26 protein-coding genes and 1 pseudogene are annotated in these 22,831 nt (G+C 71.0%); 2 read left to right on the top strand and 25 right to left on the bottom strand.

The genetic code is table 11. The features are described 5' to 3' along the window. Positions 1-6: 6 nt before the first annotated feature. Together ACQ393_RS16190 and glmS are read right to left on the bottom strand one after the other, a co-directional pair. Positions 7-351: pseudogene (locus ACQ393_RS16190) on the bottom strand (holo-ACP synthase); the annotation flags it as partial. A gap of 82 nt (positions 352-433) precedes the next feature. After that, entirely contained in the window at positions 434-2,281 is a 1,848-nt protein-coding gene (gene glmS / locus ACQ393_RS16185) for a glutamine--fructose-6-phosphate transaminase (isomerizing) (protein ID WP_430647882.1), read from the bottom strand. 101 nt (positions 2,282-2,382) lie between these two features. Here glmS and coaA point away from each other — a divergent pair, with 101 nt between their 5' ends. Beyond that, the gene (gene coaA, locus ACQ393_RS16180) at positions 2,383-3,339 is read left to right on the top strand and encodes a type I pantothenate kinase (protein WP_430647881.1); all 957 of its coding nucleotides are present in this window, start codon (positions 2,383-2,385) and stop codon (positions 3,337-3,339) included. 44 nt (positions 3,340-3,383) lie between these two features. On the opposite strand, the gene glmM is transcribed toward coaA, so the two are convergent. The 16 genes from glmM to ACQ393_RS16100 form a co-directional block, all read right to left on the bottom strand. After that, the gene (gene glmM / locus ACQ393_RS16175) at positions 3,384-4,745 is read right to left on the bottom strand and encodes a phosphoglucosamine mutase (RefSeq protein ID WP_430647880.1); all 1,362 of its coding nucleotides are present in this window, start codon (positions 4,743-4,745) and stop codon (positions 3,384-3,386) included. A 21-nt stretch (positions 4,746-4,766) separates the two neighbouring features. Continuing rightward, on the bottom strand, positions 4,767-5,249 hold the full coding sequence (rpsI, locus tag ACQ393_RS16170; protein WP_155052815.1) for a 30S ribosomal protein S9: 483 nt from the start codon (positions 5,247-5,249) through the stop codon (positions 4,767-4,769). 36 nt (positions 5,250-5,285) lie between these two features. Beyond that, positions 5,286-5,732, bottom strand: coding sequence for a 50S ribosomal protein L13 (gene rplM / locus ACQ393_RS16165; RefSeq protein ID WP_129234477.1), 447 nt, complete (start codon positions 5,730-5,732; stop codon positions 5,286-5,288). 136 nt (positions 5,733-5,868) lie between these two features. Then, the gene (locus ACQ393_RS16160; protein WP_430647900.1) at positions 5,869-6,762 is read right to left on the bottom strand and encodes a tRNA pseudouridine synthase A; all 894 of its coding nucleotides are present in this window, start codon (positions 6,760-6,762) and stop codon (positions 5,869-5,871) included. A 106-nt stretch (positions 6,763-6,868) separates the two neighbouring features. Beyond that, positions 6,869-7,414 carry a 50S ribosomal protein L17 gene (gene rplQ / locus ACQ393_RS16155; protein WP_430647879.1) on the bottom strand — a complete coding sequence of 182 codons (546 nt, stop codon included), beginning with the start codon at positions 7,412-7,414 and terminating at the stop codon, positions 6,869-6,871. A 46-nt stretch (positions 7,415-7,460) separates the two neighbouring features. After that, a complete protein-coding gene (locus ACQ393_RS16150; RefSeq protein ID WP_430647878.1) occupies positions 7,461-8,447 on the bottom strand; it encodes a DNA-directed RNA polymerase subunit alpha in 987 nt (328 codons plus the stop codon). Positions 8,448-8,624: 177 nt separating this feature from the next. After that, entirely contained in the window at positions 8,625-9,023 is a 399-nt protein-coding gene (gene rpsK, locus ACQ393_RS16145) for a 30S ribosomal protein S11 (RefSeq protein ID WP_092668574.1), read from the bottom strand. A 32-nt stretch (positions 9,024-9,055) separates the two neighbouring features. Beyond that, positions 9,056-9,436, bottom strand: a complete 381-nt coding sequence (gene rpsM, locus ACQ393_RS16140; RefSeq protein ID WP_344378130.1) for a 30S ribosomal protein S13 — start codon at positions 9,434-9,436, stop codon at positions 9,056-9,058. A 133-nt stretch (positions 9,437-9,569) separates the two neighbouring features. Then, positions 9,570-9,683 carry a 50S ribosomal protein L36 gene (rpmJ, locus tag ACQ393_RS16135; protein ID WP_056734976.1) on the bottom strand — a complete coding sequence of 38 codons (114 nt, stop codon included), beginning with the start codon at positions 9,681-9,683 and terminating at the stop codon, positions 9,570-9,572. 70 nt (positions 9,684-9,753) lie between these two features. Further along, complete coding sequence (gene infA / locus ACQ393_RS16130) at positions 9,754-9,975, bottom strand: translation initiation factor IF-1 (RefSeq protein WP_011186713.1); 222 nt, start codon at positions 9,973-9,975, stop codon at positions 9,754-9,756. Positions 9,976-10,126: 151 nt separating this feature from the next. Continuing rightward, entirely contained in the window at positions 10,127-11,275 is a 1,149-nt protein-coding gene (locus tag ACQ393_RS16125; RefSeq protein WP_430647877.1) for a mannitol-1-phosphate 5-dehydrogenase, read from the bottom strand. Further along, the gene (locus tag ACQ393_RS16120; protein WP_430647876.1) at positions 11,272-11,712 is read right to left on the bottom strand and encodes a PTS sugar transporter subunit IIA; all 441 of its coding nucleotides are present in this window, start codon (positions 11,710-11,712) and stop codon (positions 11,272-11,274) included. Before ACQ393_RS16120 ends, ACQ393_RS16125 begins: the two co-directional genes overlap by 4 nt. 144 nt (positions 11,713-11,856) lie before the next feature. Beyond that, positions 11,857-13,407: a PTS mannitol transporter subunit IICB gene (locus ACQ393_RS16115; protein WP_430647875.1), complete on the bottom strand. Its 1,551-nt coding sequence runs from the start codon at positions 13,405-13,407 to the stop codon at positions 11,857-11,859. An 18-nt stretch (positions 13,408-13,425) separates the two neighbouring features. Beyond that, positions 13,426-15,108 carry a phosphoenolpyruvate--protein phosphotransferase gene (ptsP, locus tag ACQ393_RS16110; RefSeq protein ID WP_430647899.1) on the bottom strand — a complete coding sequence of 561 codons (1,683 nt, stop codon included), beginning with the start codon at positions 15,106-15,108 and terminating at the stop codon, positions 13,426-13,428. 45 nt (positions 15,109-15,153) lie between these two features. Then, positions 15,154-15,420 carry an HPr family phosphocarrier protein gene (locus ACQ393_RS16105; protein ID WP_430647874.1) on the bottom strand — a complete coding sequence of 89 codons (267 nt, stop codon included), beginning with the start codon at positions 15,418-15,420 and terminating at the stop codon, positions 15,154-15,156. 91 nt (positions 15,421-15,511) lie between these two features. Beyond that, positions 15,512-15,820: a PTS sugar transporter subunit IIB gene (locus ACQ393_RS16100; protein WP_430647873.1), complete on the bottom strand. Its 309-nt coding sequence runs from the start codon at positions 15,818-15,820 to the stop codon at positions 15,512-15,514. A gap of 239 nt (positions 15,821-16,059) precedes the next feature. Between ACQ393_RS16100 and ACQ393_RS16095 the strand changes: the two genes are divergently transcribed. Next, positions 16,060-17,994 (top strand): BglG family transcription antiterminator, encoded by a 1,935-nt coding sequence (locus ACQ393_RS16095; RefSeq protein WP_430647872.1) that lies wholly within the window; start codon positions 16,060-16,062, stop codon positions 17,992-17,994. Positions 17,995-18,015: 21 nt separating this feature from the next. Here the strand turns inward: ACQ393_RS16095 and map are convergent, their stop codons facing one another. The 7 genes from map to rplR all read right to left on the bottom strand — a co-directional run bounded on the left by map (position 18,016) and on the right by rplR (position 22,829). Then, the gene (gene map / locus ACQ393_RS16090) at positions 18,016-18,843 is read right to left on the bottom strand and encodes a type I methionyl aminopeptidase (protein WP_430647871.1); all 828 of its coding nucleotides are present in this window, start codon (positions 18,841-18,843) and stop codon (positions 18,016-18,018) included. Between the two features lie 12 nt (positions 18,844-18,855). Beyond that, positions 18,856-19,491, bottom strand: a complete 636-nt coding sequence (locus ACQ393_RS16085; RefSeq protein ID WP_430647870.1) for an adenylate kinase — start codon at positions 19,489-19,491, stop codon at positions 18,856-18,858. After that, positions 19,488-20,810, bottom strand: coding sequence for a preprotein translocase subunit SecY (gene secY, locus ACQ393_RS16080; protein ID WP_430647869.1), 1,323 nt, complete (start codon positions 20,808-20,810; stop codon positions 19,488-19,490). The genes ACQ393_RS16085 and secY overlap by 4 nt, the downstream gene beginning before the upstream one ends. A gap of 117 nt (positions 20,811-20,927) precedes the next feature. Continuing rightward, entirely contained in the window at positions 20,928-21,575 is a 648-nt protein-coding gene (gene rplO, locus ACQ393_RS16075) for a 50S ribosomal protein L15 (protein ID WP_430647868.1), read from the bottom strand. Then, positions 21,575-21,760, bottom strand: a complete 186-nt coding sequence (gene rpmD / locus ACQ393_RS16070) for a 50S ribosomal protein L30 (protein WP_430647867.1) — start codon at positions 21,758-21,760, stop codon at positions 21,575-21,577. Before rpmD ends, rplO begins: the two co-directional genes overlap by 1 nt. Then, positions 21,760-22,425, bottom strand: coding sequence for a 30S ribosomal protein S5 (gene rpsE / locus ACQ393_RS16065; protein ID WP_430647866.1), 666 nt, complete (start codon positions 22,423-22,425; stop codon positions 21,760-21,762). The genes rpmD and rpsE overlap by 1 nt, the downstream gene beginning before the upstream one ends. 44 nt (positions 22,426-22,469) lie before the next feature. Further along, positions 22,470-22,829, bottom strand: coding sequence for a 50S ribosomal protein L18 (gene rplR, locus ACQ393_RS16060; RefSeq protein ID WP_430647865.1), 360 nt, complete (start codon positions 22,827-22,829; stop codon positions 22,470-22,472). Between the last annotated feature and the right edge of the window lie 2 nt (positions 22,830-22,831).

Below are 22,831 nucleotides of genomic sequence, written 5' to 3'. Positions count from 1 at the left end.
GCCGCGCTCGAGCACGACGAACGCGCTCGCGATGCCGGCGTCGTGGCTCATCGAGAGGTGCACGCGGTCGATGCCGAGCGCCGAGACGTGCGCGGAGAGCGCACCCGACAGCGCGAAGTCGGGGTTGCCGTCGTCGTCCTGCACGATGCGCATGTCGTGCCAGCGGATCACGGTGTGGCCGCCGAGCGCCTTGATCAACGCCTCCTTCGCCGCGAACCGTGCCGCCAGCGAGCGGGCGGGCCGGTCGCGTTCGCTCTCAGCGAACAGCCGGTCGCGCAGGGCCGGGGTGCGCTCGAGCGACCGCGCGAAGCGCGCGATGTCGACCACGTCGATGCCGATGCCCGCGATCACTGCTGCCCCTCCGACCCCACGGTTCGAGTCTGCCGCACTCCGCCGGCGCCCGGGCGTCGCGACGCCCGCCGCCCGGCCCGGGTCACTCGACCGTGACCGACTTCGCCAGGTTCCGCGGCTGGTCGACGTCGAGGCCCTTCGCCTGCGACAGCTCCATCGCGAAGATCTGCAGCGGCACGACCGCGAGGAGCGGCTCGAACAGCGGCGCGGCGAGCGGGATCCGGATCACCTCGTCCGCGAAGGGCAGCACCGCGGCATCCCCCGCCTCGGCGATCGCGATGACGCGCGCACCGCGCGCCCGGATCTCCTGGATGTTCGACACGACCTTCGGGTGCAGGTTCGCGGAACCGCGCGGGCTCGGCACCACCACGAACACCGGCTGGCCCGGCTCGATGAGCGCGATCGGCCCGTGCTTCAGCTCGCCCGCGGCGAAGCCCTCGGCGTGGATGTACGCGAGCTCCTTGAGCTTCAACGCGCCCTCGAGCGCGATCGGGTAGCCGACGTTGCGGCCGAGGAACAGCACCGAACGGGTGTCGCTCATCCAGTGCGCGAGCTCGCCGACGCGGTCGGCCTGCTCGAGCACGGTCTCGATCTTCCCCGGGATCGCCTGGAGCTCGGCGACCTGGGTCGCGAGCTCGTCGTCCGAGAGCGTGCCGCGCACGCCCGCGAGGTGCAGGCCGAAGAGGTACAGGGCGGTGATCTGCGCCACGAACGCCTTCGTCGAGGCGACCGCGACCTCCGGGCCGGCGTGCGTGTAGACCACGGCGTCCGACTCGCGCGGGATCGTCGCGCCCTGGGTGTTGCAGACGGAGATCGTCCTGGCGCCCTGCTCGCGCGCGTACTTGACCGCCATGAGCGTGTCCATGGTCTCGCCCGACTGGCTGATGGACACCACGAGCGTGTGCTCGTCGATCACCGGGTCGCGGTAGCGGAACTCGTGGCTGAGCTCCACCTCGACCGGGATCCGCGCCCACTGCTCGATCGCGTACTTCGCGACCATGCCCGCGTAGGCGGCCGTGCCGCAGGCGATGACCGTGATCCGGTTGACGTCGCGGAGGGCGTCGCCGAAGCCGTCGAGCTCGGGGATGACCACCGCGCCGTCGGCGATGCGGCCGCGGATGGTGTTCGCCACGGCATCCGGCTGCTCGGACACCTCCTTGCGCATGAAGGACGACCAACCGCCCTTCTCCGCGGCCGACGCGTCCCACGCGACGTCGAACGGCTCGACCTCGACCGGCGCGCCCGCGAAGTCGGTGACCGTGACGCCGTCGGCGGTGATCGCCACGATCTGGTCCTGGCCGATCGCCACGGCGCGCTTCGTGTACTCGACGAAGGCCGCGACGTCCGACCCCAGGAAGTTCTCGCCGTCGCCGAGGCCGATCACGAGCGGCGAGTTGCGGCGCGCGCCCACCACGAGGCCCGGCTCGTCCCGGTGGACGGCGAGCAGCGTGAAGGCGCCCTCGAGCTGCGACACGGTGCGCTGGAACGCGTCGCGGAGGTCGCCGGACTCGCGGTACAGGTTGCCGAGCAGCACCGCGGCGACCTCGGTGTCGGTCTCGGACTCGAACGAGGCGCCACCGGCGACCAGCGCGTCCTTCAGCTCGGCGAAGTTCTCGATGATGCCGTTGTGGATCAGCGCGAGCCGGCCCTCGTCGCCGAGGTGCGGGTGGGCGTTCCGGTCGGTCGGACCCCCGTGCGTCGCCCAGCGGGTGTGGCCGATGCCCGTGCCGCCCTGGTGGATCGGGTGGCGGTCGAGCTCGTCGGCGAGCACCTGCAGCTTGCCGGCGCGCTTCGCCGTCTCGATCGAGCCGTCGTCATCGATGACGGCGACGCCCGCCGAGTCGTAGCCACGGTATTCGAGGCGGCGAAGGCCGCCCATGAGGACGTCGAGGCTGTTGCGCTCTCCGACGTATCCGACGATTCCACACATGGGCCCGATTGTATCCGCGCCCGGCTGGGCTTCCGCCCGGTCCGGCGCCGCGAGGGCCGGTGGGACCGGGCACGCCGTGCGCACGGCACTAGACTGTGCCGGTGCCCGATCCGCAGAGCCCGTCGACGCACACGCCGCAGATCTCCCCGTTCGTCGAACTCGACCGCGCCTCCTGGGCGGCGCTCGCCCCGTCGATGCCGTCACCCCTCCGCGAGACCGAGATCGTGCAGCTGCGCGGCCTCGGCGAACCGCTCGACCCCATCGAGGTGGCCGAGGTCTACCTGCCGCTCAGCCGGCTCCTCAACCTCTACGTCGGCGGCACGAAGGCCCTGCACGAGGTCACGAGCACGTTCCTCCGCGAGCGGTTCGAGTCGACGCCCTTCGTCATCGGGGTCGCCGGCTCGGTCGCCGTCGGCAAGTCGACCATTGCACGCCTGCTGCGGGAGCTCCTCGCGCGATGGGAGCACACCCCGCGGGTCGAGCTCGTCACCACCGACGGCTTCCTCTTCCCCAACGCCGAGCTCGAGCGCCGCGGTCTCATGGCACGCAAGGGCTTCCCCGAGTCGTACGACCGGCGCGCACTGCTGCGCTTCGTCAGCGACGTGAAGGCCGGGGCGCCCGAGGTGCGTTCGCCCTTCTACTCGCACCTGGCCTACGACATCGTCCCCGACGCCCAGATCACGGTCCGGCGCCCCGACGTGCTCATCATCGAGGGCCTGAACGTCCTCCAGCCGCCCGGGCCCGGGCACCGCCTCGCCGTCAGCGACCTGTTCGACTTCACGATCTACGTCGACGCGCGCACGCGCGACATCGCGCGCTGGTACGAGGAGCGCTTCCTCAAGCTCCAGCGCGGCGCCTTCTCGAATCCGCGGTCGTACTTCCACCGGTACGCGAGCCTGACCGAGGACGAGGCGCGCGCACGGGCGCGCTCGATCTGGCAGTCGATCAACGAGCCGAACCTGCTGCAGAACATCCGGCCGACGCGGTCCCGCGCCTCGCTCGTGCTGCGCAAGGACGCGGACCACACCGTGTCGAGCGTGCTGCTGCGCAAGCTCTGAGCCGTCACCGGAGGGCGACGACGACGGATGGCGCGGGGCGCCGTTCAGCGAGCGAGGCGCGTGCGGACGACCCCCGCCAGCCGCTCGGCGTGCGCCTCGGCCGCGCCCTGCTCCGACGCCTCGACCATGACCCGCACCATGGGCTCGGTGCCCGACGGACGCAGGAGGACGCGACCGGTGTCGCCGAGCTCGGCCTCGACCTCGCGGACCGCGTCGGCGATGCCCTCGTCGTCGGCGAGGCCGTGGTGGTCCACGTCCCGGACGTTGACGAGCACCTGCGGGTAGACGGTCATCACGGAGGCGAGCTCGGCCAGCGTCCGGCCGGTGCGCGCCATCTCGGCCGCGAGGTGCAGTCCGGTGAGCACGCCGTCGCCGGTCGTCGCGAACTCGCTCATGATCACGTGGCCCGACTGCTCGCCGCCGAGCGCGAATCCGCCCTCGGCGAGGGCCTCGAGCACGTACCGGTCCCCGACCTTGGTCTCGACGACGCGGATTCCGCGCTCGGCCATCGCTCGCTTGAGGCCGAGGTTCGACATCACCGTGACCACGAGGGTGTCGTCGGTGAGCATGCCGCGCTCGTGCATCGAGACGGCGAGGATCGCCATGATGCGGTCGCCGTCGACCACGTTGCCGTCGGCATCGACGGCGAGGCACCGGTCGGCGTCGCCGTCGTGGGCGATGCCGACGTCGGCGCCGTGCTCGAGCACCGCCTGCTGGAGCAGTTCCAGGTGCGTGGAGCCGACGCCGTCGTTGATGTTCATGCCGTCGGGATCGGCGCCGATCACGATCACCTCGGCTCCCGCGTCGCGGAAGGTCTCCGGCGAGACGCCGGCAGCGGCGCCGTGGGCGCAGTCGAGCACGACCCTGAGGCCCTCGAGCCGATTGGGCAGCGTGCCGAGCAGGTGGACGACGTAGCGGTCCTCCGCGTCGGCGAAGCGGCGGATGCGACCGACGCCGTCGCCGGTCGGGGCGAGCTTCTGCCTGCCGAGGTGGGACTCGATGCGGTCCTCGACCTCGTCCGGGAGCTTCGTGCCGCCGAAGGAGAAGAACTTGATCCCGTTGTCGGGAGCGGGGTTGTGCGACGCCGAGATCATGACGCCGAAGTCGGCGCCGATGCTGTCGATGAGGAACGCCGTCGCGGGCGTCGGGATGACGCCGGCGTCGAGCACGTCGACGCCCGAGCTGGCGAGGCCGGCCGAAACGGCGGCCGTCAGGAACTCGCCGGACACGCGCGGATCGCGCGCGACGATCGCCACGGGCCGACGGCCCGCGGCGCGCAGTTCGTCGGCGTGACGACCCTGCGTGAGGACGGCGGCGGCCGCCTGGGCGAGGCCCAGGGCCAGGTCAGCCGTGAGTTCACGGTTGGCCAGACCCCGGACCCCGTCGGTTCCGAAGAGCCGAGGCATTCGGGAGACCCGTTCTCGCGCTTAGCGCTTCGAGAACTGGGGCGCCTTGCGGGCCTTCTTGAGACCGGCCTTCTTGCGCTCGATGACGCGGGCGTCACGCGTGAGGAAGCCGGCCTTCTTGAGGGTCGGACGGTTGTTCTCGCGGTCGATCTCGTTGAGCGCACGGGCGATCGCGAGGCGGAGGGCACCGGCCTGGCCCGAGGGGCCGCCGCCGGTGATGCGCGCGATGACGTCGTACGAGCCCGAGAGCTCGAGCACGGTGAACGGGTCGGTGATGAGCTGCTGGTGGAGCTTGTTCGGGAAGTAGTCCGCGAACTCACGGCCGTTGACCGTGATGGTGCCCGCGCCCGGCACGACGCGCACGCGCGCGATGGCCTGCTTGCGGCGGCCGACGGCCGCGCCCGAGACGTTCAGCACGGGACGCGCCGCGGGCGCGGCGGCCGGAGCCGACTCGGTGGTGTAGCTCTCAGGAGCCTGGTCGATCTGGTCTGCGATCTTCGCCATGGTGGTGTCTGAGTCCTTTTTCGCTCGGCGCCGGGCTTACTGGGCGACCTGGGTGAGGGTGTACGGCTTCGGCTGCTGGGCCGCGTGGGGGTGCTCCGGGCCGGCGTAGACCTTCAGCTTCTTGATCTGGGCGCGGCCGAGCGAGTTCTTCGGCAGCATGCCGCGGATCGCCTTCTCGACGGCGCGGACGGGGTTCTTCTCGAGGAGCTCGGCGTAGCCGACGGCCTTGAGGCCGCCCGGGTAGCCGGAGTGGCGGTAGGCCTTCTTCTGCTCGAGCTTCTGGCCGGTGAGGGCCACCTTGCCGGCGTTGACGATGATGACGAAGTCACCGGTGTCGACGTGGTTGGCGAAGATCGCCTTGTGCTTGCCGCGGAGGATCGAGGCGGCGTGGCTCGCGAGGCGGCCGAGCACGATGTCGGTGGCGTCGATGACGACCCAGTCGCGCTGGATCTCGTTCGCCTTCGGGGTGTAGGTGCGCGTCACAGTAGTGCTGCTTTCTGATCGAGTGAGGGGTTCGTGAATCCCGCTCCGTTGGGGTTCGCCCGCGATGCGGGTGGAACGCTCCGGTGGAGGGCTCAACATCGGGTACCGACGCAGTCGACGGCACCAAAGGGAAATCTTAGCCGACGACGCCGTTCACGTGCAATTCGCGGCGCGCTCGCGTCTGCTCCGCCCGAGCGGCGAGCTCCTCGTCCGCCGGATAGCCGACCTCCGTGAGCGTGAGGCCCTTCGCCGGGAGCACCTTGAACGCGCTCGTCCGCTCGCCGGCCTGCATGATCGCCGCCGGCCCCGCGACATCCAGCCGACCCTCGCCGACCGCGAGGCACGCGCCGACCAGCGCACGCACCATCGAGTGGCAGAATGCGTCGGCCTGCAGCGACGCGACGAGCACGCCGTCGGCGTCGCGACGCCAGCGGTACGACTGGAGGGTGCGGATGGTCGTGGCCTCATCTCGCGGCTTGCAGAACGCGGCGAAGTCGCCGAGCCCGATGAGCGTCTGCGCCGCGACGTCCATCGCCTCCTCGTCGAGGGCCCGCGGGTACCAGACCGTCCGGTGCCGCTGCAGCGGGTCGCGCTCGGCCCCGAGGTCGGCGATGCGGTAGGCGTAGCGGCGCCAGACCGCGGAGAATCGCGCGTCGAACCCGTCGGGCGCGGGCCGCGCGGATCGGACCACCACGTCGTCGTCGGAGGAGCCGAGGATGCCGGTGAGCCGGCGCACCAGCACGGCGTACGGGTCGTCGGCCGGGCCGGCCGCCGCCTCGCCGCGCTTCGGCCGCGTCACCGCGGCCAACGCATCCGGGTCGACGTCCAGGTGTGCGACCTGCCCGATCGCGTGCACGCCGGCGTCGGTGCGGCCGGCCACGACGAGACGCGGCACCGATCCCTCGCGTCGGAACAGCGTCGCGAGCGCGTGCTCGAGCACGCCCTGCACCGTGCGGAGCGCGGGCTGCCGGCTCCATCCGGCGAACCCGGTGCCCTGGTAGGCGAGGTCCAACCGGATCCGCAGCGTCATCCCCGTGTCCACGCACGCAAGCCTACGGTGCCCCTCGCCGAGCGACCGGACGCACGGAGCCCCCGCAGCGATCGCTGCGGGGGCTCCGGGTGCGTGGTGCGCGGGGCTACTTCGCCTCGGCGGCCTCGGTCTCCTCGGCGGGCGCCTCGGCCGACTCCTCCGACGCCTCGGCGCCGGCGGCCTCGTCGACCGCGGCCTCGGCCTCGGTCACCTCGGCCTCGGGGGTCTCGGCCGGGGTCTCCTCGTCGGCGGCGGGTGCGGCGGCCGGCTTCGCGGCGCGCTGCTTCGGCTGGACCGGCTCGAGCACGAGCTCGATCACGGCCATGGGCGCGTTGTCGCCCTTGCGGTTGCCGATCTTGGTGATGCGGGTGTAGCCGCCCTCACGGTCGGCGACCTGGGGCGCGATGACCGCGAACAGCTCGTGCACGACCGACTTGTCGCCGATCACGGCGAGCACGCGACGGCGCGCGTGCAGGTCGCCGCGCTTGGCGAAGGTCACCAGGCGCTCGGCGAACGGACGCAGGCGCTTGGCCTTGGTCTCGGTCGTGGTGATCCGCTTGTGCGTGAACAGCGCAGCGGCGAGGTTCGCGAGCAGCAGGCGCTCGTGCGCGGGTCCGCCTCCGAGGCGGGGGCCCTTGGTGGGCTTCGGCATGGTTCGTTATCTCCAGTGGTGTGGGGTTGGTGCGGCCCGTGGCCTGCTAGTTCTCGTCGTCGAAGCCCGTGTAGAAGTGGGCGCCGTCGAAGCCGGGGACCGAGTCCTTGAGCGAGAGGCCCATCTCGGTCAGCTTGTCCTTGACCTCGTCCACCGACTTCTGCCCGAAGTTGCGGATGTTCATCAGCTGCGACTCCGACAGGGCCACGAGCTCGGACACCGTGTTGATGCCCTCGCGCTTGAGGCAGTTGTAGGAGCGGACCGACAGGTCCAGGTCTTCGATCGGGATCGACAGCTCGCTCGAGAGCACGGCGTCGACCGGCGCCGGGCCGATCTCGATGCCCTCGGCGGCGCTGTTGAGCTCGCGCGCGAGGCCGAACAGCTCGACGAGCGTGCGACCGGCCGACGCGATGGCGTCGCGCGGCGAGATCGCCGGCTTGGTCTCGACGTCGACCACCAGGCGGTCGAAGTCGGTGCGCTCACCGGCACGCGTGGCCTCGACGCGGTAGGTGACCTTGAGGACCGGCGAGTAGATCGAGTCGACCGGGATCTGGCCCGCCTCGGAGTACTCGTTGCGGTTCTGGCTGGCCGAGACGTAGCCGCGGCCGCGCTCGATCGTGAGCTCGAGCTCGAACTTCGCCGAGTCGTTGAGCGTCGCGATGACGAGCTCCGGGTTGTGCACCTCGACGCCCGCCGGAGCGGAGATGTCGGCGGCGGTGACCTCACCGGAGCCCTGCTTGCGCAGGTAGGCGGTGATGGGCTCGTCGTGCTCGCTGGAGACGACCAGGTTCTTGATGTTGAGGATGATCTCGGTGACATCCTCCTTCACGCCCGGGACGGTCGAGAACTCGTGGAGCACGCCGTCGATGCGGATGCTCGTCACGGCGGCGCCGGGGATCGAGGAGAGGAGGGTGCGACGGAGCGAGTTCCCCAGGGTGTAACCGAAGCCCGGCTCGAGGGGCTCGATCACGAAACGCGAACGGAACTCCGAGATGTTCTCTTCGGTGAGCGTCGGACGCTGTGCGATCAGCACGGTGTGATTCCTTTCGGCAGGGTGTCCGCTATATGACACCTGCGAGTTCGAGGATCTTGAGTTGTTGAGAGAACGTGTCGTTGGTCGAGCAGGCCCGTCAGGGCCGTATCGAGACCGGCGGATGTCGCGGAGGTCTCGACACGGGCGCGGGCGCCCTGCTCGACCAACGGTGGAGTGCTAGACGCGGCGACGCTTGGGCGGGCGGCAGCCGTTGTGCGCCTGGGGCGTCACGTCGTTGATGCTGCCGACCTCGAGGCCCGCGGCCTGGAGCGAGCGGATCGCGGTCTCGCGGCCCGAGCCGGGGCCCTTGACGAAGACGTCGACCTTCTTCATGCCGTGCTCCTGCGCCTGGCGCGCGGCCGACTCGGCGGCGAGCTGCGCGGCGAACGGGGTCGACTTGCGCGAGCCCTTGAAGCCGACGCCGCCGGAGGAGGCCCAGCTGATCACGGCACCGGTCGTGTCGGTGATCGACACGATGGTGTTGTTGAACGTCGACTTGATGTGGGCCTGGCCCACGGCGATGTTCTTCTTTTCCTTCTTGCGCGGCTTGCGAGTAGCCGCCTTGGGTGCTGCCATTGTCGAAATCTCCTAGATCTTGGCGCGAGCGGTTACTTGCGGCCGGGCTTCTTCTTGCCGGCGACGGTGCGCTTCGGGCCCTTGCGGGTACGAGCGTTGGTCTTGGTGCGCTGGCCGCGGACGGGGAGGCCGCGGCGGTGGCGGATGCCCTCGTAGGAGCCGATCTCGACCTTGCGGCGGATGTCGGCGGCGACCTCGCGGCGGAGGTCGCCCTCGACCTTGTAGGTCCCCTCGATGTGGTCGCGGAGCGCGACGAGCTGGTCGTCGCTGAGGTCCTTGACGCGGATGTTCCCGTCGATGCCGGTCGCGGTGAGCGTCTCCAGCGCGCGGGTACGACCGACGCCGTAGATGTAGGTCAGTGCGATCTCCACGCGCTTCTCGCGCGGGATGTCGACTCCTGCCAGACGTGCCATGGTGGCTTCTCCTGTTGGATGTGTCGGAGGTGTGGAGCACTTCCGGTGCCTCGGCCTCCGTCCGAGGGTGTCCCCCGGCGCCTCAGCGGCGCGGGTTCTTGGAAGTGCCGTGTTCGATCACGTCGGCGCGGGACTAGCCCTGGCGCTGCTTGTGGCGCGGGTTCTCGCAGATCACCATCACGCGCCCGTGGCGGCGGATGACCTTGCACTTGTCGCAGATGCGCTTGACGCTGGGGTTGACCTTCACAGTCGTGGTTCCTTTTTTCGCTGTCCTCGTACCCGCGGGGTGCCGCGGGTCGTTACTTTCCGAACAGCCCTTACTTGTAGCGGTAGACGATGCGGCCGCGGGTCAGGTCGTACGGGCTCAGCTCCACGATCACGCGGTCCTCGGGGAGGATGCGGATGTAGTGCTGGCGCATCTTTCCGGAGATGTGGGCGAGCACCTTGTGCCCGTTGGTCAGCTCGACCCGGAACATCGCGTTCGGGAGAGCCTCGATGACCGAGCCTTCGATCTCGATGACGCCGTCTTTCTTGGCCATAGCCTCACTATCGCTTGGAGTTTGGGAATTCGGTCGTGCGATGATGATGCACGACCTCGGCCTGTCCCATCGGGCATGCCGAAGCGGGCGTGCAAAACACCAAGGGTCAACTATAGGCGAATCGATCCCGATTCGCCAGTCGGGCCGCGTGTCAGCTTGCGGCGCGCCGCGCGACCATCTCCACGAGCCGATCGTGCAGCGGATGTCCCGGCTCGATGCCGCACACCTCGCGGACGAACGTCGCCGGGGCATCCGACCGCAGTCGCTCCTGCAGCTCGACGCTCTCGGCGTCGGCGGGAACGTCGAACCCCAGCGCCGCCTCGACGGCCGCGAGCAGCCCGTCGATCGGCAGCCCGCGCTCGGCGAGCTCCGCGGCGGGCGCGATGAACCGCTCCCGTCGCGAGAGCTTGCGCAGCGGCTGGCGACCCACTCGCTCCACCGTGTCGGGTAGCGCCTCGTTGCGGAACCGGGACAGGATGACCTCCCGGTACTCGGTCATCTCGCCCTCGCCGAAGCCGTGCTTGGCGACGATGAGCGCGGAGGTCTCGTGCAGCACCCGCTCGACGCGCTCGGCCACCGCGGGATCCCCGAGCGCCTCGGCGATCCGGGCGTGCCCGGCGAGGAAGCCGAAGTACGCGGTCGACGCGTGACCGGTGTTGACGGTGAACAGCTTCCGCTCGATGTAGGGCCCGAGCCGATCGACGAAGTGGGCGCCGGGGATGACCGGCGGGGCGTCGCCGAACGGCGGCTCCTCGATCGCCCACTCCGAGAACGTCTCGACGGTCACGTCGAGCCCGGCACCCTCGGGCTGTCCGGGCACGATGCGGTCGACGGCGGTGTTCGCGAACACCGCCCGCCGCTCGAGCTCGAGCCACTCGTCTGGGCCGGCCAGGTGCCGGGTCTCCTCGCGGAGCAGGCTCGTGGCATCGATCGCGTTCTCGCACGCCATGACCGCGAGCGGCGGCGCCTCGGGCGATCGGTCGCGCAGCGCCTGCAGCACGTGCGGCGCGATGAAGCGCAGGATGTTCGGGCCGACGGCCGTGGTGAGCACGTCGGCGTCGGCGAGCTCCGCGGCGAGGGCCGCGGCGTCCGTCTGGGAATTGATCGCGCGGTACCGGTCGACGACCAGGTCGCGCGCGCCGACGCCCACCTCGTGCACGGTGTAGTGGTCGGATGCCGCGAGCGCATCGATCAGCTCGGCGTTCACGTCGGCGAAGACGACCTCGTACCCGGCATCGTGGAGCAGCAGCCCGATGAAGCCGCGGCCGATGTTGCCCGCGCCGAAGTGGACGGCCTTCACGACTCGTTCACCTCGGACAGCAGCGCGTGCAGCTCCTCGCTGGAGCCCGCCGAGAGGAGCGTGTTCACCTGCTCCTCGTCGGAGAAGACGATCGCGATCTTCGAGAGGATCTCGAGGTGCTCGTCGCCGAGCCCGGCGATCCCGACGACGAACCGCGCCGGCTCACCGCCCCAGTCGATCGGCTCGTCGTAGCGCTGCAGGGTGAGCGCCGACTTCCTGATGAGATCCTTCGCCTCGTTGGTTCCGTGCGGGATGGCGAGCCAGTTGCCCATGTACGTCGAGACGGTCGACTCGCGGTCGAGCATCGAGTCGACGTACGCCTGGTCGACGGCTCCGGCGTCGACCAGGAGACGCCCGGCCGAGCGGATCGCCTCGTCGCGGGTCGCGCCACCGGGCACGATCCGCACGTTCTCGGGCGACAGGATCTGGTCGGTCATGGGAGTTCCTTCCTCGGCGGTTCTGGTGGATCCGGGTGTCGGGACCGGCCCGGCACGTCGATGGCCCGGCGGACGACCGCCCGGGCCGCGGACGCCGCAGCTGCGGCGTCGCGACCCGGGCGGCACGTCATCCGGTGCGGCTCATCAGCGCTCCCGCTGCGCCTCGATCAGGTCGACGACCTCGTCGTACTTCGGCGAGTTCATGAAGTTGTCGACCGAGATGTGAACGGCGTCGGGCGTCTGGTGACGTGCCCGCTCCGTCAACTGGTTCTGCGTGATGACGAGATCGGCCGACGAGTCGAGGGCCGCGATCGCCTTGTTCACGACCGTGACATCCTCGATGCCCGCCTTCTTGATCTTGTTGCGGAGGACGCTCGCGCCCATCGCGGACGAGCCCATGCCGGCGTCGCAGGCGAACACGACGTTCCTGATCTCCCGCATCGTTCCGGTCGCGGGCCCGCCGGCCCCGCCCGCCTGGGTCGCTGCACCGCCGCGCAGGTTGGAGAGGGCGTCGGAGCTCTTGCCCTTGGCCGCCTCGGTCTGCGTGATCGCGGCGCCGAACGCGTCGTCGGAGACGGCCATCGCCTCGAGGTCGCGCTTGCGCGACGCCCGCAGGATGACCGCCGCGATGGCGAAGGTCACGCCCGCGGACAGGAGGACCGACAGGATGACGGCGAAGTACGCGCCCGGGGCGGTCTGCAGGAGCACCGCGATGATGCTTCCCGGTGCAGCGGGGGCTCGCAGGGCGCCGCCCAGCAGCATGTTGGTCGTGACCCCGGTCATGCCGCCGGCGATGAGCGCCAGGATCAGGACGGGCTTCATCAGCGCGAACGGGAAGTACACCTCGTGGATGCCGCCGAAGAACTGGATCACGGCCGCACCCGGTGCCGACGCGCGCGCCGCGCCGATGCCGAAGAAGGTGAACGCCAGCAGGAGGCCGACGCCCGGGCCGGGGTTCGCCTCGAGCAGGAACAGGATCGACGAGCCCTCCTCGGCCGCCTCCGACAGGCCGAGCGGGGTCAGCACGCCGTGGTTGATGGCGTTGTTCAGGAACAGCACCTTGGCGGGCTCGATGATGATGCTCGTCAGCGGCAGCAGGTTCGTCTCGACGAGCCAGCCCACCGCGCTCGAGAGCGCGTTCATGATGCCGTTCACGAGCCAGGCGACCGGGTAGAAGCCGACGACGGCCATGACGAAGCCCCAGATGCCGGCCGAGAACATGTTGACGAGCATCTCGAAGCCCGCGCGGACCTTGCCCTCCCACAGCGAGTCGAGCCACTTCATCGTCCAGGCAGCGAGCGGTCCGAGGATCATCGCGCCGATGAACATGTGGATCTGGCCGAGCTGGTTGTCCTCGGGCAGGGTCGCGTTCACCTGCGCGATCAGCAGGTCGGATCCGGCGATCGCGCCGAACGTCGCGATGCTGCCGACCACGCCGCCGCGGATACCGTACACCATCGAGCCGCCCGTGTAGCCGATGAGGATGGGCAGCAGGTAGTGGATGAACGGGCCGACGATGGTCGCGAGGTCGTCGTTCGGGGTCCACCCCACTCCGATGAAGAACGCGGTGAAGATGCCCCACGCGATGAGCGCGGGGATGTTCGGCATGATCATGCCGCTGAGGAAGGTGCCGAAGCGCTGGACGTGGACGCGGGTTCCCCCGGGTCGCTTCGCCTCAGCTGACGTCGTCGTCATGATGCCTCCAGTGCTGGGTCACGGCACGGTCGTGCCGGTGGGGGTGGGTGCGGATTCGGCGGCCTGTCTCGCCGCCTGCTTCGCCTCGGCCGCTCCCTCCGCGGCCAGGGCTGCCCGGGCGATGCGCTCGGCATCCTCCCGGGTGTACCGCGCGAGGGAGGCGCGGACGTCTGCGAGTGCCGACGGGGACATCGACAGCGTGGTGGCGCCGAGGCCGACGAGCACCACGGCGAGGAGCGGATCGGCGGCGGCCTCGCCGCAGATGCCGACCGGTTTCGCGAGCCGTCCACCCGCGGCGCCGACCTCGGCGACGAGCCGGAGCACGGCCGGTGCCCACGGGTCCTGCAGGTTCGCGACGGTGCCGAGGAGCCGATCGGCGGCCATCGTGTACTGGGTGAGGTCGTTCGTGCCGATCGATGCGAAGTCCGCCACGTCGAGCACGCGATCGGCGATGAGCGCCGCCGACGGCGTCTCGACCATGACCCCCGCCGTCTTCAGGCCGAGCTCGCGGCAGAGGTCGACGAAGTACCGCGTCTCGTCGACCGTGGCGATCATGGGCGCCATGACCCAGAGGTCGGCGTTCGTCGCCGCACCGGCCGCGGCGAGCGCGGTCAGCTGCTCGCGCAGGATCACCTCGGCGTGGCGCAGGGCGCGGATGCCGCGGAGCCCGAGCGCCGGGTTCTCCTCGACGGCGTCGTTGAGGAAGGCCAGCGGCTTGTCGGCCCCGGCGTCGAGCACGCGGACCACGACCTTCTTCCCGGCGAACGCCGTGAGCAGCCGCGTGTACTGCTCCTGCTGCTCGCTGACGCTCGGGGCGCGGTCGGCGTCGAGGAAGAGGAACTCGGTGCGGAAGAGGCCGACGCCCTCGGCGCCGAGCTCGATCGCTCCCGCGGCGCCGTCGGCCGAGCCGAGGTTGGCGAGGAGCGGCACCGCCGTGCCGTCGGCGAGCGCGCCCGGCGTGATGGGCGCGGCGGCGCGTGCGGCACGCTCGGCGATGCGCTCCTTCGCCGCGGCCACGGCGTCGGGTCCGGGCGACTGCACGACGAGGTCGTTCTCGGCGTCGACGATCACGGTGTCGCCGTCGGCGAGGGCCGTGGCATCCGCTGCCCCGACGACCGCGACGATCGACTTCTCGCGGGCGAGGATCGCCGTGTGGGAGGTCGGGCCGCCGTCGATCGTGATGAGGCCGAGGACCTGGGTCAGGTCGAGGAGCGCCGTGTCGGCGGGTGCGAGGTCGCGTGCGACGAGCACGAACGGATGGCCGGGGTTCGGCACGCCCGGCGCCGGCACCTTGAGCAGGTGCGCGACGACGCGCTGCGACACGTCGTCGAGGTCGGCGGCGCGCTCGCCCATGTAGCCGCCCATCGACGTGAGCAGGTCGCGGAACGCGGCGAACGCCTCGAACACCGCGCGCTCGGCGGTCTTGCCGTCGGCGAGCCGCTTCACGACGTCGTCCATGAGGGTGGGGTCCTCGGCCATCATGGCCTGGGCCTCGAGCACGTCCTGGGCGGCGCCGCCCGCCTGCGCGCCCTTGCGCTGCAGGTCGTCCGCGACGACGGAGACCGACGCGCGGGCGCGCTCCTCCTCGCGGGCCGGGTCGAGGTGGCTCGGTCGGTCCACCGGTTCCGGCAGGCGCTCGGCCATCCGTACGACCGGCCCGACGGCCACGCCCTGGCCGATGCCGGTGCCTCTGAACTCCATCACTCGCCCTCCCCGTTCGGTTCGATGGGCGACGGACGCCTCGGGCTACTCGTCGTGATCGGTGCTGAGCAGCTCGACGAGCTCGTCGAGCACGCGCTGCTCGTCGCCCCCGTCGACCACCACGGTGACCTCGTCGCCGTGGTCGATGCCCTGCGCGATGACGGCGAGGATGCTCGCCGCGTTGACGGGAGCACCTCCCGACTTCGCGATCGTGACGCTGGCCCCCGATGCAGCGGCCGCCTGGGTGAACAGCTTCGCCGGCCTGGCGTGCAGTCCGTGACTCGATCCGACTCGAACAGTGCGCTCCACCATGTCTCCGGCCTCCGTCGCTGGTGTCCGTTCCCGTGATCACCATAGACCCGTGCGTCCGCGCAGGGAACGGGATTGCGCGGCGTGGACGGGTTCATGCTCGGGCTCCGGCGATCGCGATCGCGAGGTCGAGCGCCGCGTCGCCGTCGAGCGTGCGGGTCTCGCCGGGCAGCACGGCCAGGGGCACGGATGCCTCGCGCGCGAGCTGCTCGAGCGACCCGAGCCTCGGCACGAGGTGCACGCCGACGAGCAGTGCGTCGGCGCCCTCGACCTGGTCGGCGAGCGTCTGCTCCCCCGCGGCCCGGACGTCGGCGGCGATCCCGCGCGCCTCGGCGGCGCGACGGATGCGCAGCGCGGCGAAGGTGCTCGACGCACCGGCTCCGCACACCACGACGATCCGCATCGCCCGCCTCCTCGCCCGGCTCGCCCGGTCCTCTTCGATCGGTCACGGCGGATGCCGCGAACATCCCGAGTCTGCTCCGGCGCTCGCGGTCGACGCCAACAGATCGCCTTCCGGGCCCCCGGAAGATGCGCCGCAACCGCTCCCCCGCCGACGGGGCAGGTGGTTGACTGGGCTGCATCCCGCCCGGCGTGCGTGCGCGCCGAGCGGGCGATGACCGCGAGGATCGGAGCGAGCCGAACGTGCCGGAGAACTGGGAGCGCCTCGTCGAGGCACTCGCCGACGAGGACGCGGCGGTGACGGCGGCCAGGCTCGCCGACCGGCTCGGCGTCTCCGACCGGACGGTGCGGGCCTACGTCGCGCAGGCGAACCGCACGGGCGAGGTCGTCGTCGAGTCCGGGCCGGACGGGTACCGCGTCGACCGCGCGGCGTGGGCGCGGGTGCTCCACGCCCGATCGTCGACGGCCGGGGCGGGAAGTCCCGACGGCCGCCGGGCCCGGCTGATCCGGGACCTCGTCGACTCGCCGGACGGCCTCGACGTGCACGAGGTCGCCGAGGCGGCGCACGTCAGCGAGTCGACCGTGGAGGCCGACCTCGGTCGGGTGCGGGCCCGCCTGCAGGGCACCGGCCTGTCGCTCGTCCGCGATGGCAGCCGGGTGCGGCTCGCCGGCCCCGAGACGGCCGTGCGCCGGCTCCTCGGCTCGCTCATCCGCGAGGAGAGCCGCCGCGGCATCCGCGACCTGTCGTCCCTCCGCGCCGGCTTCCCGTCGATGGAGCCCTTCCGCGTCGCGCTCGTCTCGGAGCTGCGTGCCGCCGGCTACGCGCCCAACGAGTACGCCCTCGACGACGTGCTGCTGCATGTGGCGATCGCGCTCGACCGGGTGGGGCGCGATCGCGTGCTCGGTCCGACGGGCGAGGAGGACGGGGCCGGGATCGCGCCGACCCCGTCCGGGGCCGGCCTGCACGAATCGGGGCCGGGCGACGCAGTGCGCCTCGACGCCGACGCCGCCGACCCGCACGCGCGCTCGGACCTCGCGGCCGTCCTCGACCGGCTCGTCCGCGCGACGTTCGACGTCGGACTGCCGCCCGCCGAGGTCGAGCACCTCGCCCGCCTCGTCGGCACCCGAGTCGCCACCTCGCGCACGGGGCCCGCCCGCGACGAGGTCGTGCGCGACATCGTCGCCCGCATCTCGCGGGACTGGCTGGTCGAGCTCGGCGACGACCGCTTCATCGAGCGGCTGGCGCTGCACGTCGAGAACCTGGCCGCGCGCGCCGCGGAGCAGAGCTACTCCCGCAACCCGCTGACCGCGTCGATCAAGTCCGCCTATCCGATGATCTACGACCTCGCGGTGTACCTCGCGAGCGAGCTGGCGCGCCTCCAGGCCATCACGGTCAACGACGACGAGATCGCGTACCTCGCGATGCACCTCGGCGCGCAGCTCGAACGCACCCGCTCGCGCGGCGACGTGGTGCGCGTCGCGGTCGACGTGCCGGAGTACCACGACGCGCGGCAGCTGCTCGTCGAGCGGCTGCGCGGCGCGCTCGGCGACGAGGCCGACCTGGTGGACGGCGACTCCGCGGAGGCGGATCTCGTCGTCGCCGTGCTCGCGCCCGCCTCGCCGATGCCCGCGGTCGTCACGGTCGCACCGTTCCCGACCGCCGACGACGTCGACCGGGTGCGAGCGGAGGTCGCGCGACTCCGGCGCGGCCGGCGTCGCGCGCGCCTGGCGTCGACGCTCGCCCACACGATCGGGCCCGAGCTGTTCGTGCGCGGCGTCGGCGGCCGCGATCGGGAGGCGGTCATCCGCCTGCTCGGCGAGCGGCTCATCGACGCGGGCGTGATCGACGGGTCGTACGTCGAGGGTGCGCTCGAACGCGAGCGCATGTCGTCGACCGCGTTCACCGACCTCCTCGCCGTGCCGCACGCCATGACGATGACCGCGACGCGCAGCGCGATCGCGATCGCGATCGACGAGCGGGCGATCGAGTGGGGCGAGGCGAACGTGCACGTCGTGGCGCTCATCGCATTCGCCGAGGACGGGCGCGCCGAGTTCCAGGCGGTCTTCGACCAGTTCGTCGAGGCGTTCTCCGAGCCCGAGAACGTCCGCCGCCTCGTGCGCGGGGCGACCGACTACGCCGGGCTGCTCGCCGAGCTCTCGGGGCTCATGTCGAGCTGAGCGGATGCCGCCCGCCGCCGGTCACGGGATCGGCACGGGCCGCACGCCGAAGGACGCGAGACCGGCGGCTCCGCCGTCGGGAGCGGTGAGCACCCAGATGCCGTCGGCGTGGACGGCCACGCTGTGCTCGACGTGCGCGCCGTCGCCGCCGTCCGCGGTCGCGACGGTCCAGCCGTCGTCGCGGACGAAGGTCGCCGGGTCGCCCGACGTGATCATCGGCTCGATCGCGACGACGAGCCCGGGGCGCACACGAGGTCCGCGGCCGTGCACCGCGTGGTTGTAGACGGACGGGTCCTCGTGCATGGCGCGGCCGATGCCGTGGCCGCCGTAGCCCTCGAGGATGCCGTAGTCGCCCGACTCCGCGACGGCGGCCTCGATGGCCTCGCCCACCTCGTTCAGGCGGCGCGCCGACGCCAGGGCGGCGATCCCGGCCCAGAGGGAGCGATCGGCCGCCGCCGCGAGCTGCTCGCGCGCCAGCACGACGTCGGGGCGAGCCGGGTCCGGGAGGACCGTCGTGAACGCGGCGTCACCGTTCCATCCGTCGACCTCGGCACCCCCGTCGACCGAGATGATGTCGCCGGGCCGGAACGGTCGTCCGCCGGGGATCCCGTGCACGACGTCGTCGTCGACCGACACGCAGAGCGCGTGGCGGTACCCCGGCACGAGGCGGAAGTTCGAGCGTCCGTCGTGCGCGCGGATGACCGCGTCGGCGGCGGCATCCAGGTCGAGCGGGGTCGCCCCGACGACGAGCCGCTCACGCGCCGCCGCGAGGAGCTCGGCGGTCGCCGCGCCCGCGGGCACCATGGCGCGCAGCTCGGCCGGCGTCTTGAGCTTCAGTCGGCCGAACACCGGTCGCGCCGGTTACGCGGCGCCGGCGCTGCGGTCGCTCGCGTCGCCGCCGTTCGGCTGCAGGCCGCGCTCGGCGAGCGCCGCGAAGATCCGGTCCGTGACCTCGCCGAGCGTGCCGACGCCGTCGATGCGCACGACCAGGCCGTGCTCGCGGTACACGTCGAGGATCGGCGCGGTCTCCCGCTCGTAGATCGCGAGGCGGTTGGCGATGACCTCTTCGGTGTCGTCCGTGCGGCCCTGGTCGATCGCGCGCTGACGGAGCCGGCTGATCGACTCCTCACGCGGCACCTCGAGCTCGATGACGGCGTCGAGCGACTCGCCGCGGCCGGCGAGGAAGCCCTCCAGGTCGTCGACCTGCCCGCGGTTACGGGGGTACCCGTCGAGGAGGAAGCCGCCCGCGGCATCCGCCTGCTGGAGACGGTCGCGGACCAGCTCGCTGGTCAGCTCGTCGGGAACCAGGTCGCCCGCCTCGATGATCGCCTGGACGCGCTTGCCCAGCTCGGTGCCGCCCTTGACGTTCTCGCGGAAGATGTCGCCGGTGGCCACCTGCGGGACCCCGAACGCCTCGGCGACGAGCACGCCCTGCGTGCCCTTGCCGGAGCCCTGCGGGCCGACGATCAGGAAGCGGGCGGAGCGGGTCTGCGTCATCGGAGGAGTCCTTCGTAGTGGCGCTGCTGGAGCTGGGCGTCGATCTGCTTGACGGTCTCGAGGCCGACGCCCACGATGATGAGGATCGAGGCGCCGCCGAACGGGAAGTTCTGGTTCGCGCCGAACCACGAGAACGCGACGAGCGGCAGCAGCGCGATGAGGCCGAGGTAGATCGAGCCCGGCAGGGTGATGCGCGTCAGCACGTAGTCGAGGTACTCGGCGGTCGGGCGACCTGCGCGGATGCCGGGGATGAATCCGCCGTACTTCTTCATGTTCTCGGCGACCTCGTCGGGGTTGAACGTGATCGCGACGTAGAAGTACGTGAAGCCGACGATGAGCAGGAAGTACAGGAGCATGTACAGCGGGTGGTCGCCCTGCGTGAGGTAGTTCGTGATCCACACGACCCAGGGCTGCGGCTCCTCGCCCGCCGCGGGCTGGTTGAACTGCGCGATGAGCGCCGGCAGGTACAGCAGCGACGAGGCGAAGATGACGGGCACGACGCCGGCCATGTTGACCTTGATCGGGATGTACGTGTTGTTGCCGCCGTACGTGCGGCGGCCGACCATGCGCTTGGCGTACTGGACCGGGACGCGGCGCTGCGACTGCTCCACGAAGACGACCGCGACGACCACCAGGAGGCCGATCACGAGCACGAGGGCGAACACGTCCCAGCCGCGCGCGACGCCGATCGCCCAGAGCGAGGTCGGGAAGGTCGCGGCGATGGAGGTGAAGATGAGCAGCGACATGCCGTTGCCGACGCCGCGCTCGGTGACGAGCTCGCCGAGCCACATGATGAGGCCGGTGCCCGCGGTCATGGTGACGACCATGAGCAGGATCGCGTACCAGGCGTCGTTCGTGATCAGCTGCGAGCACGCGGGGTCGGAGTTCGCCGGGAACAGCGCGCCCGAGCGGGCCACCGTGATGAGCGTCGTCGACTGGAGGACGCCGAGCGCGATCGTGAGGTAGCGCGTGTACTGCGTCAGCTTGGCCTGACCGGCCTGGCCCTCCTTGTAGAGGGTCTCGAAGTGGGGGATGACCACGCGCAGCAGCTGCACGATGATCGACGCCGTGATGTACGGCATGATGCCCAGCGCGAAGATCGACAGCTGGAGGAGCGCGCCGCCCGAGAAGAGGTTGACGAGCTCGTAGAGGCCGGAGGCGCCCTGGTTCGCGGCGAGGCACTGCTGGACGTTGCCGAAGTCCACGAACGGCGCCGGGATGAACGAGCCGAGGCGGAACAGGGCGATGATGCCCAGCGTGAACCCGATCTTCCGTCGAAGGTCGGGGGTGCGGAAGATCCGACCGATGGCGTTGAACACTCGTCCTCCTGTTACTGACGCCGCAGTCAGCATGAATGCGGCTCGAGCCTGTCGAGACCCCCGTGAATCATACGCGAGGTCCCGACAGGCTCGAATTCCGTGTGTGGTGCAGTGGCCTTACTTGACCGAACCGCCGGCGGCGACGATCTTCTGCTCCGCGGAGCCGGAGACCTTGTCGACCTCGACGTTGAGCTTCACCTGGATGTCGCCGTTGCCGAGCACCTTGACGCGCTCGTTCTTGCGGACGGCACCCTTCGCCACGAGGTCGGCGACGGTGACGTCGCCGCCCTTCGGGTAGAGCTCGGCGAGCTTGTCCAGGTTGACCACCTGGTACTCGACCCGGAACGGGTTCTTGAAGCCGCGGAGCTTCGGCGCACGCATGTGGTACGGAAGCTGGCCGCCCTCGAAGCCGGGGCGGATGTTGTTGCGGGCCTTCGAACCCTTCGTGCCGCGACCGGCGGTCTTGCCCTTCGAACCCTCACCGCGTCCGACGCGGGTCTTGTCCTTCTTGGCACCGGGGGCCGGGCGCAGGTGGTGCACCTTGAGGACCGGCTCGCGCACGACGTCCTCGGACTCCTTCTTGGCCTGGGCCTTCTTCGCCGGAGCCTTCTTCGCGGGGGCCTTCTCGGCCTTCGCGTCGTCGGACTTGGCGGCGGCGGCCTTGGCCGGAGCCTTCTTCTCGGCGGCCGGCTTCGCGGCGGCCTTCTTCGCGGGAGCCTTCTTCGGGGTCTCCTCGGCGACGACGTCCTTCTTCTCGTCAGCCATTAGTCGATCTCCTCAACCGTCACGAGGTGGGCGACCGTCTTCACGTAGCCGCGCACCTGGGGGGTGTCCTCGCGAACGACGCTCTGGCCGATCTTCTTCAGACCGAGGCTGCGCAGCGTGTCGCGCTGGTTCTGCTTCTCGCTCACCTTGGACTTGATCTGGGTCACCTTGAGCTGCTTGGCCATCAGGCACCTGCCTTCGCTGCTGCGGCGGCCTCGGCCGCCTGGGCCTCGGCACGCAGGAGACGGGCCGGCGCGACCTCGTCGTAGTCGAGACCACGACGGGCGGCGACGGCGCGGGGCTCCTCGAGCTGCTTCAGCGCCTCGACCGTGGCGTGCACGATGTTGATGGTGTTCGACGAACCGAGCGACTTGCTCAGCACGTCGTGGATGCCCGCGCACTCGAGCACGGCGCGGACCGGACCACCGGCGATGACACCGGTACCGGGGCCGGCCGGGCGCAGGAGCACGACACCGGCGGCCGCCTCGCCCTGGACGGGGTGCGGGATCGACGAGCCGACGCGGGGGACGCGGAAGAAGTTCTTCTTCGCCTCCTCGACGCCCTTCGAGATGGCGGTCGGGACCTCGCGCGCCTTGCCGTAGCCGACGCCGACGAGACCGTTGCCGTCACCCACGACGACGAGCGCCGTGAAGCTGAAGCGACGGCCGCCCTTGACGACCTTGGACACGCGGTTGATGGTGACGACGCGCTCGAGGAACTGGCTCTTCTCGGCGTCGCGGTCGCGACGGTCGCGGCCCTGGCCGCGGTCGCGGCCGCCACGACGGCCCTCGCGCTCGTTGCGCGGCGGCTCCGAGGATGCTGCCGTCTCGACGGGTGCCTCTGCGACCACGTCGTTCTCCTTCACAGTGCCCTGATTCTCAGTGCTTGCAGTGCTCACAGGCTCAGTCCTGCCTCTCGCGCTCCGTCGGCGATCGCGGCGACGCGACCGGCGTACTTGTTGCCGCCGCGGTCGAACACGACTGCGTCGATGCCGGCCTGCTTGGCACGCTCGGCGACGAGCTCGCCGACCTTCTTCGCCTTGGCGGTCTTGTCACCCTCGAACGCACGGAGGTCGGCCTCCATGGTCGAGGCGGAGGCCACGGTGTGACCCTTGCTGTCGTCGACGACCTGCACGAAGACGTGGCGGGCCGAACGCGTCACCACGAGACGGGGACGCAGCTCGGTGCCGACGATCTTCTTGCGAAGCCGGGTGTGGCGGCGCGAACGCGCAGCCGACTTGCTCTTGACGGCCATGA

It is taken from the genome of Agromyces sp. GXS1127, assembly GCF_050565425.1.
Classification (GTDB): Bacteria; Actinomycetota; Actinomycetes; order Actinomycetales; family Microbacteriaceae; genus Agromyces.
Note: the sequence above shows the minus strand (reverse complement) of the source record. Positions and strands in the feature narration are given on the sequence as shown.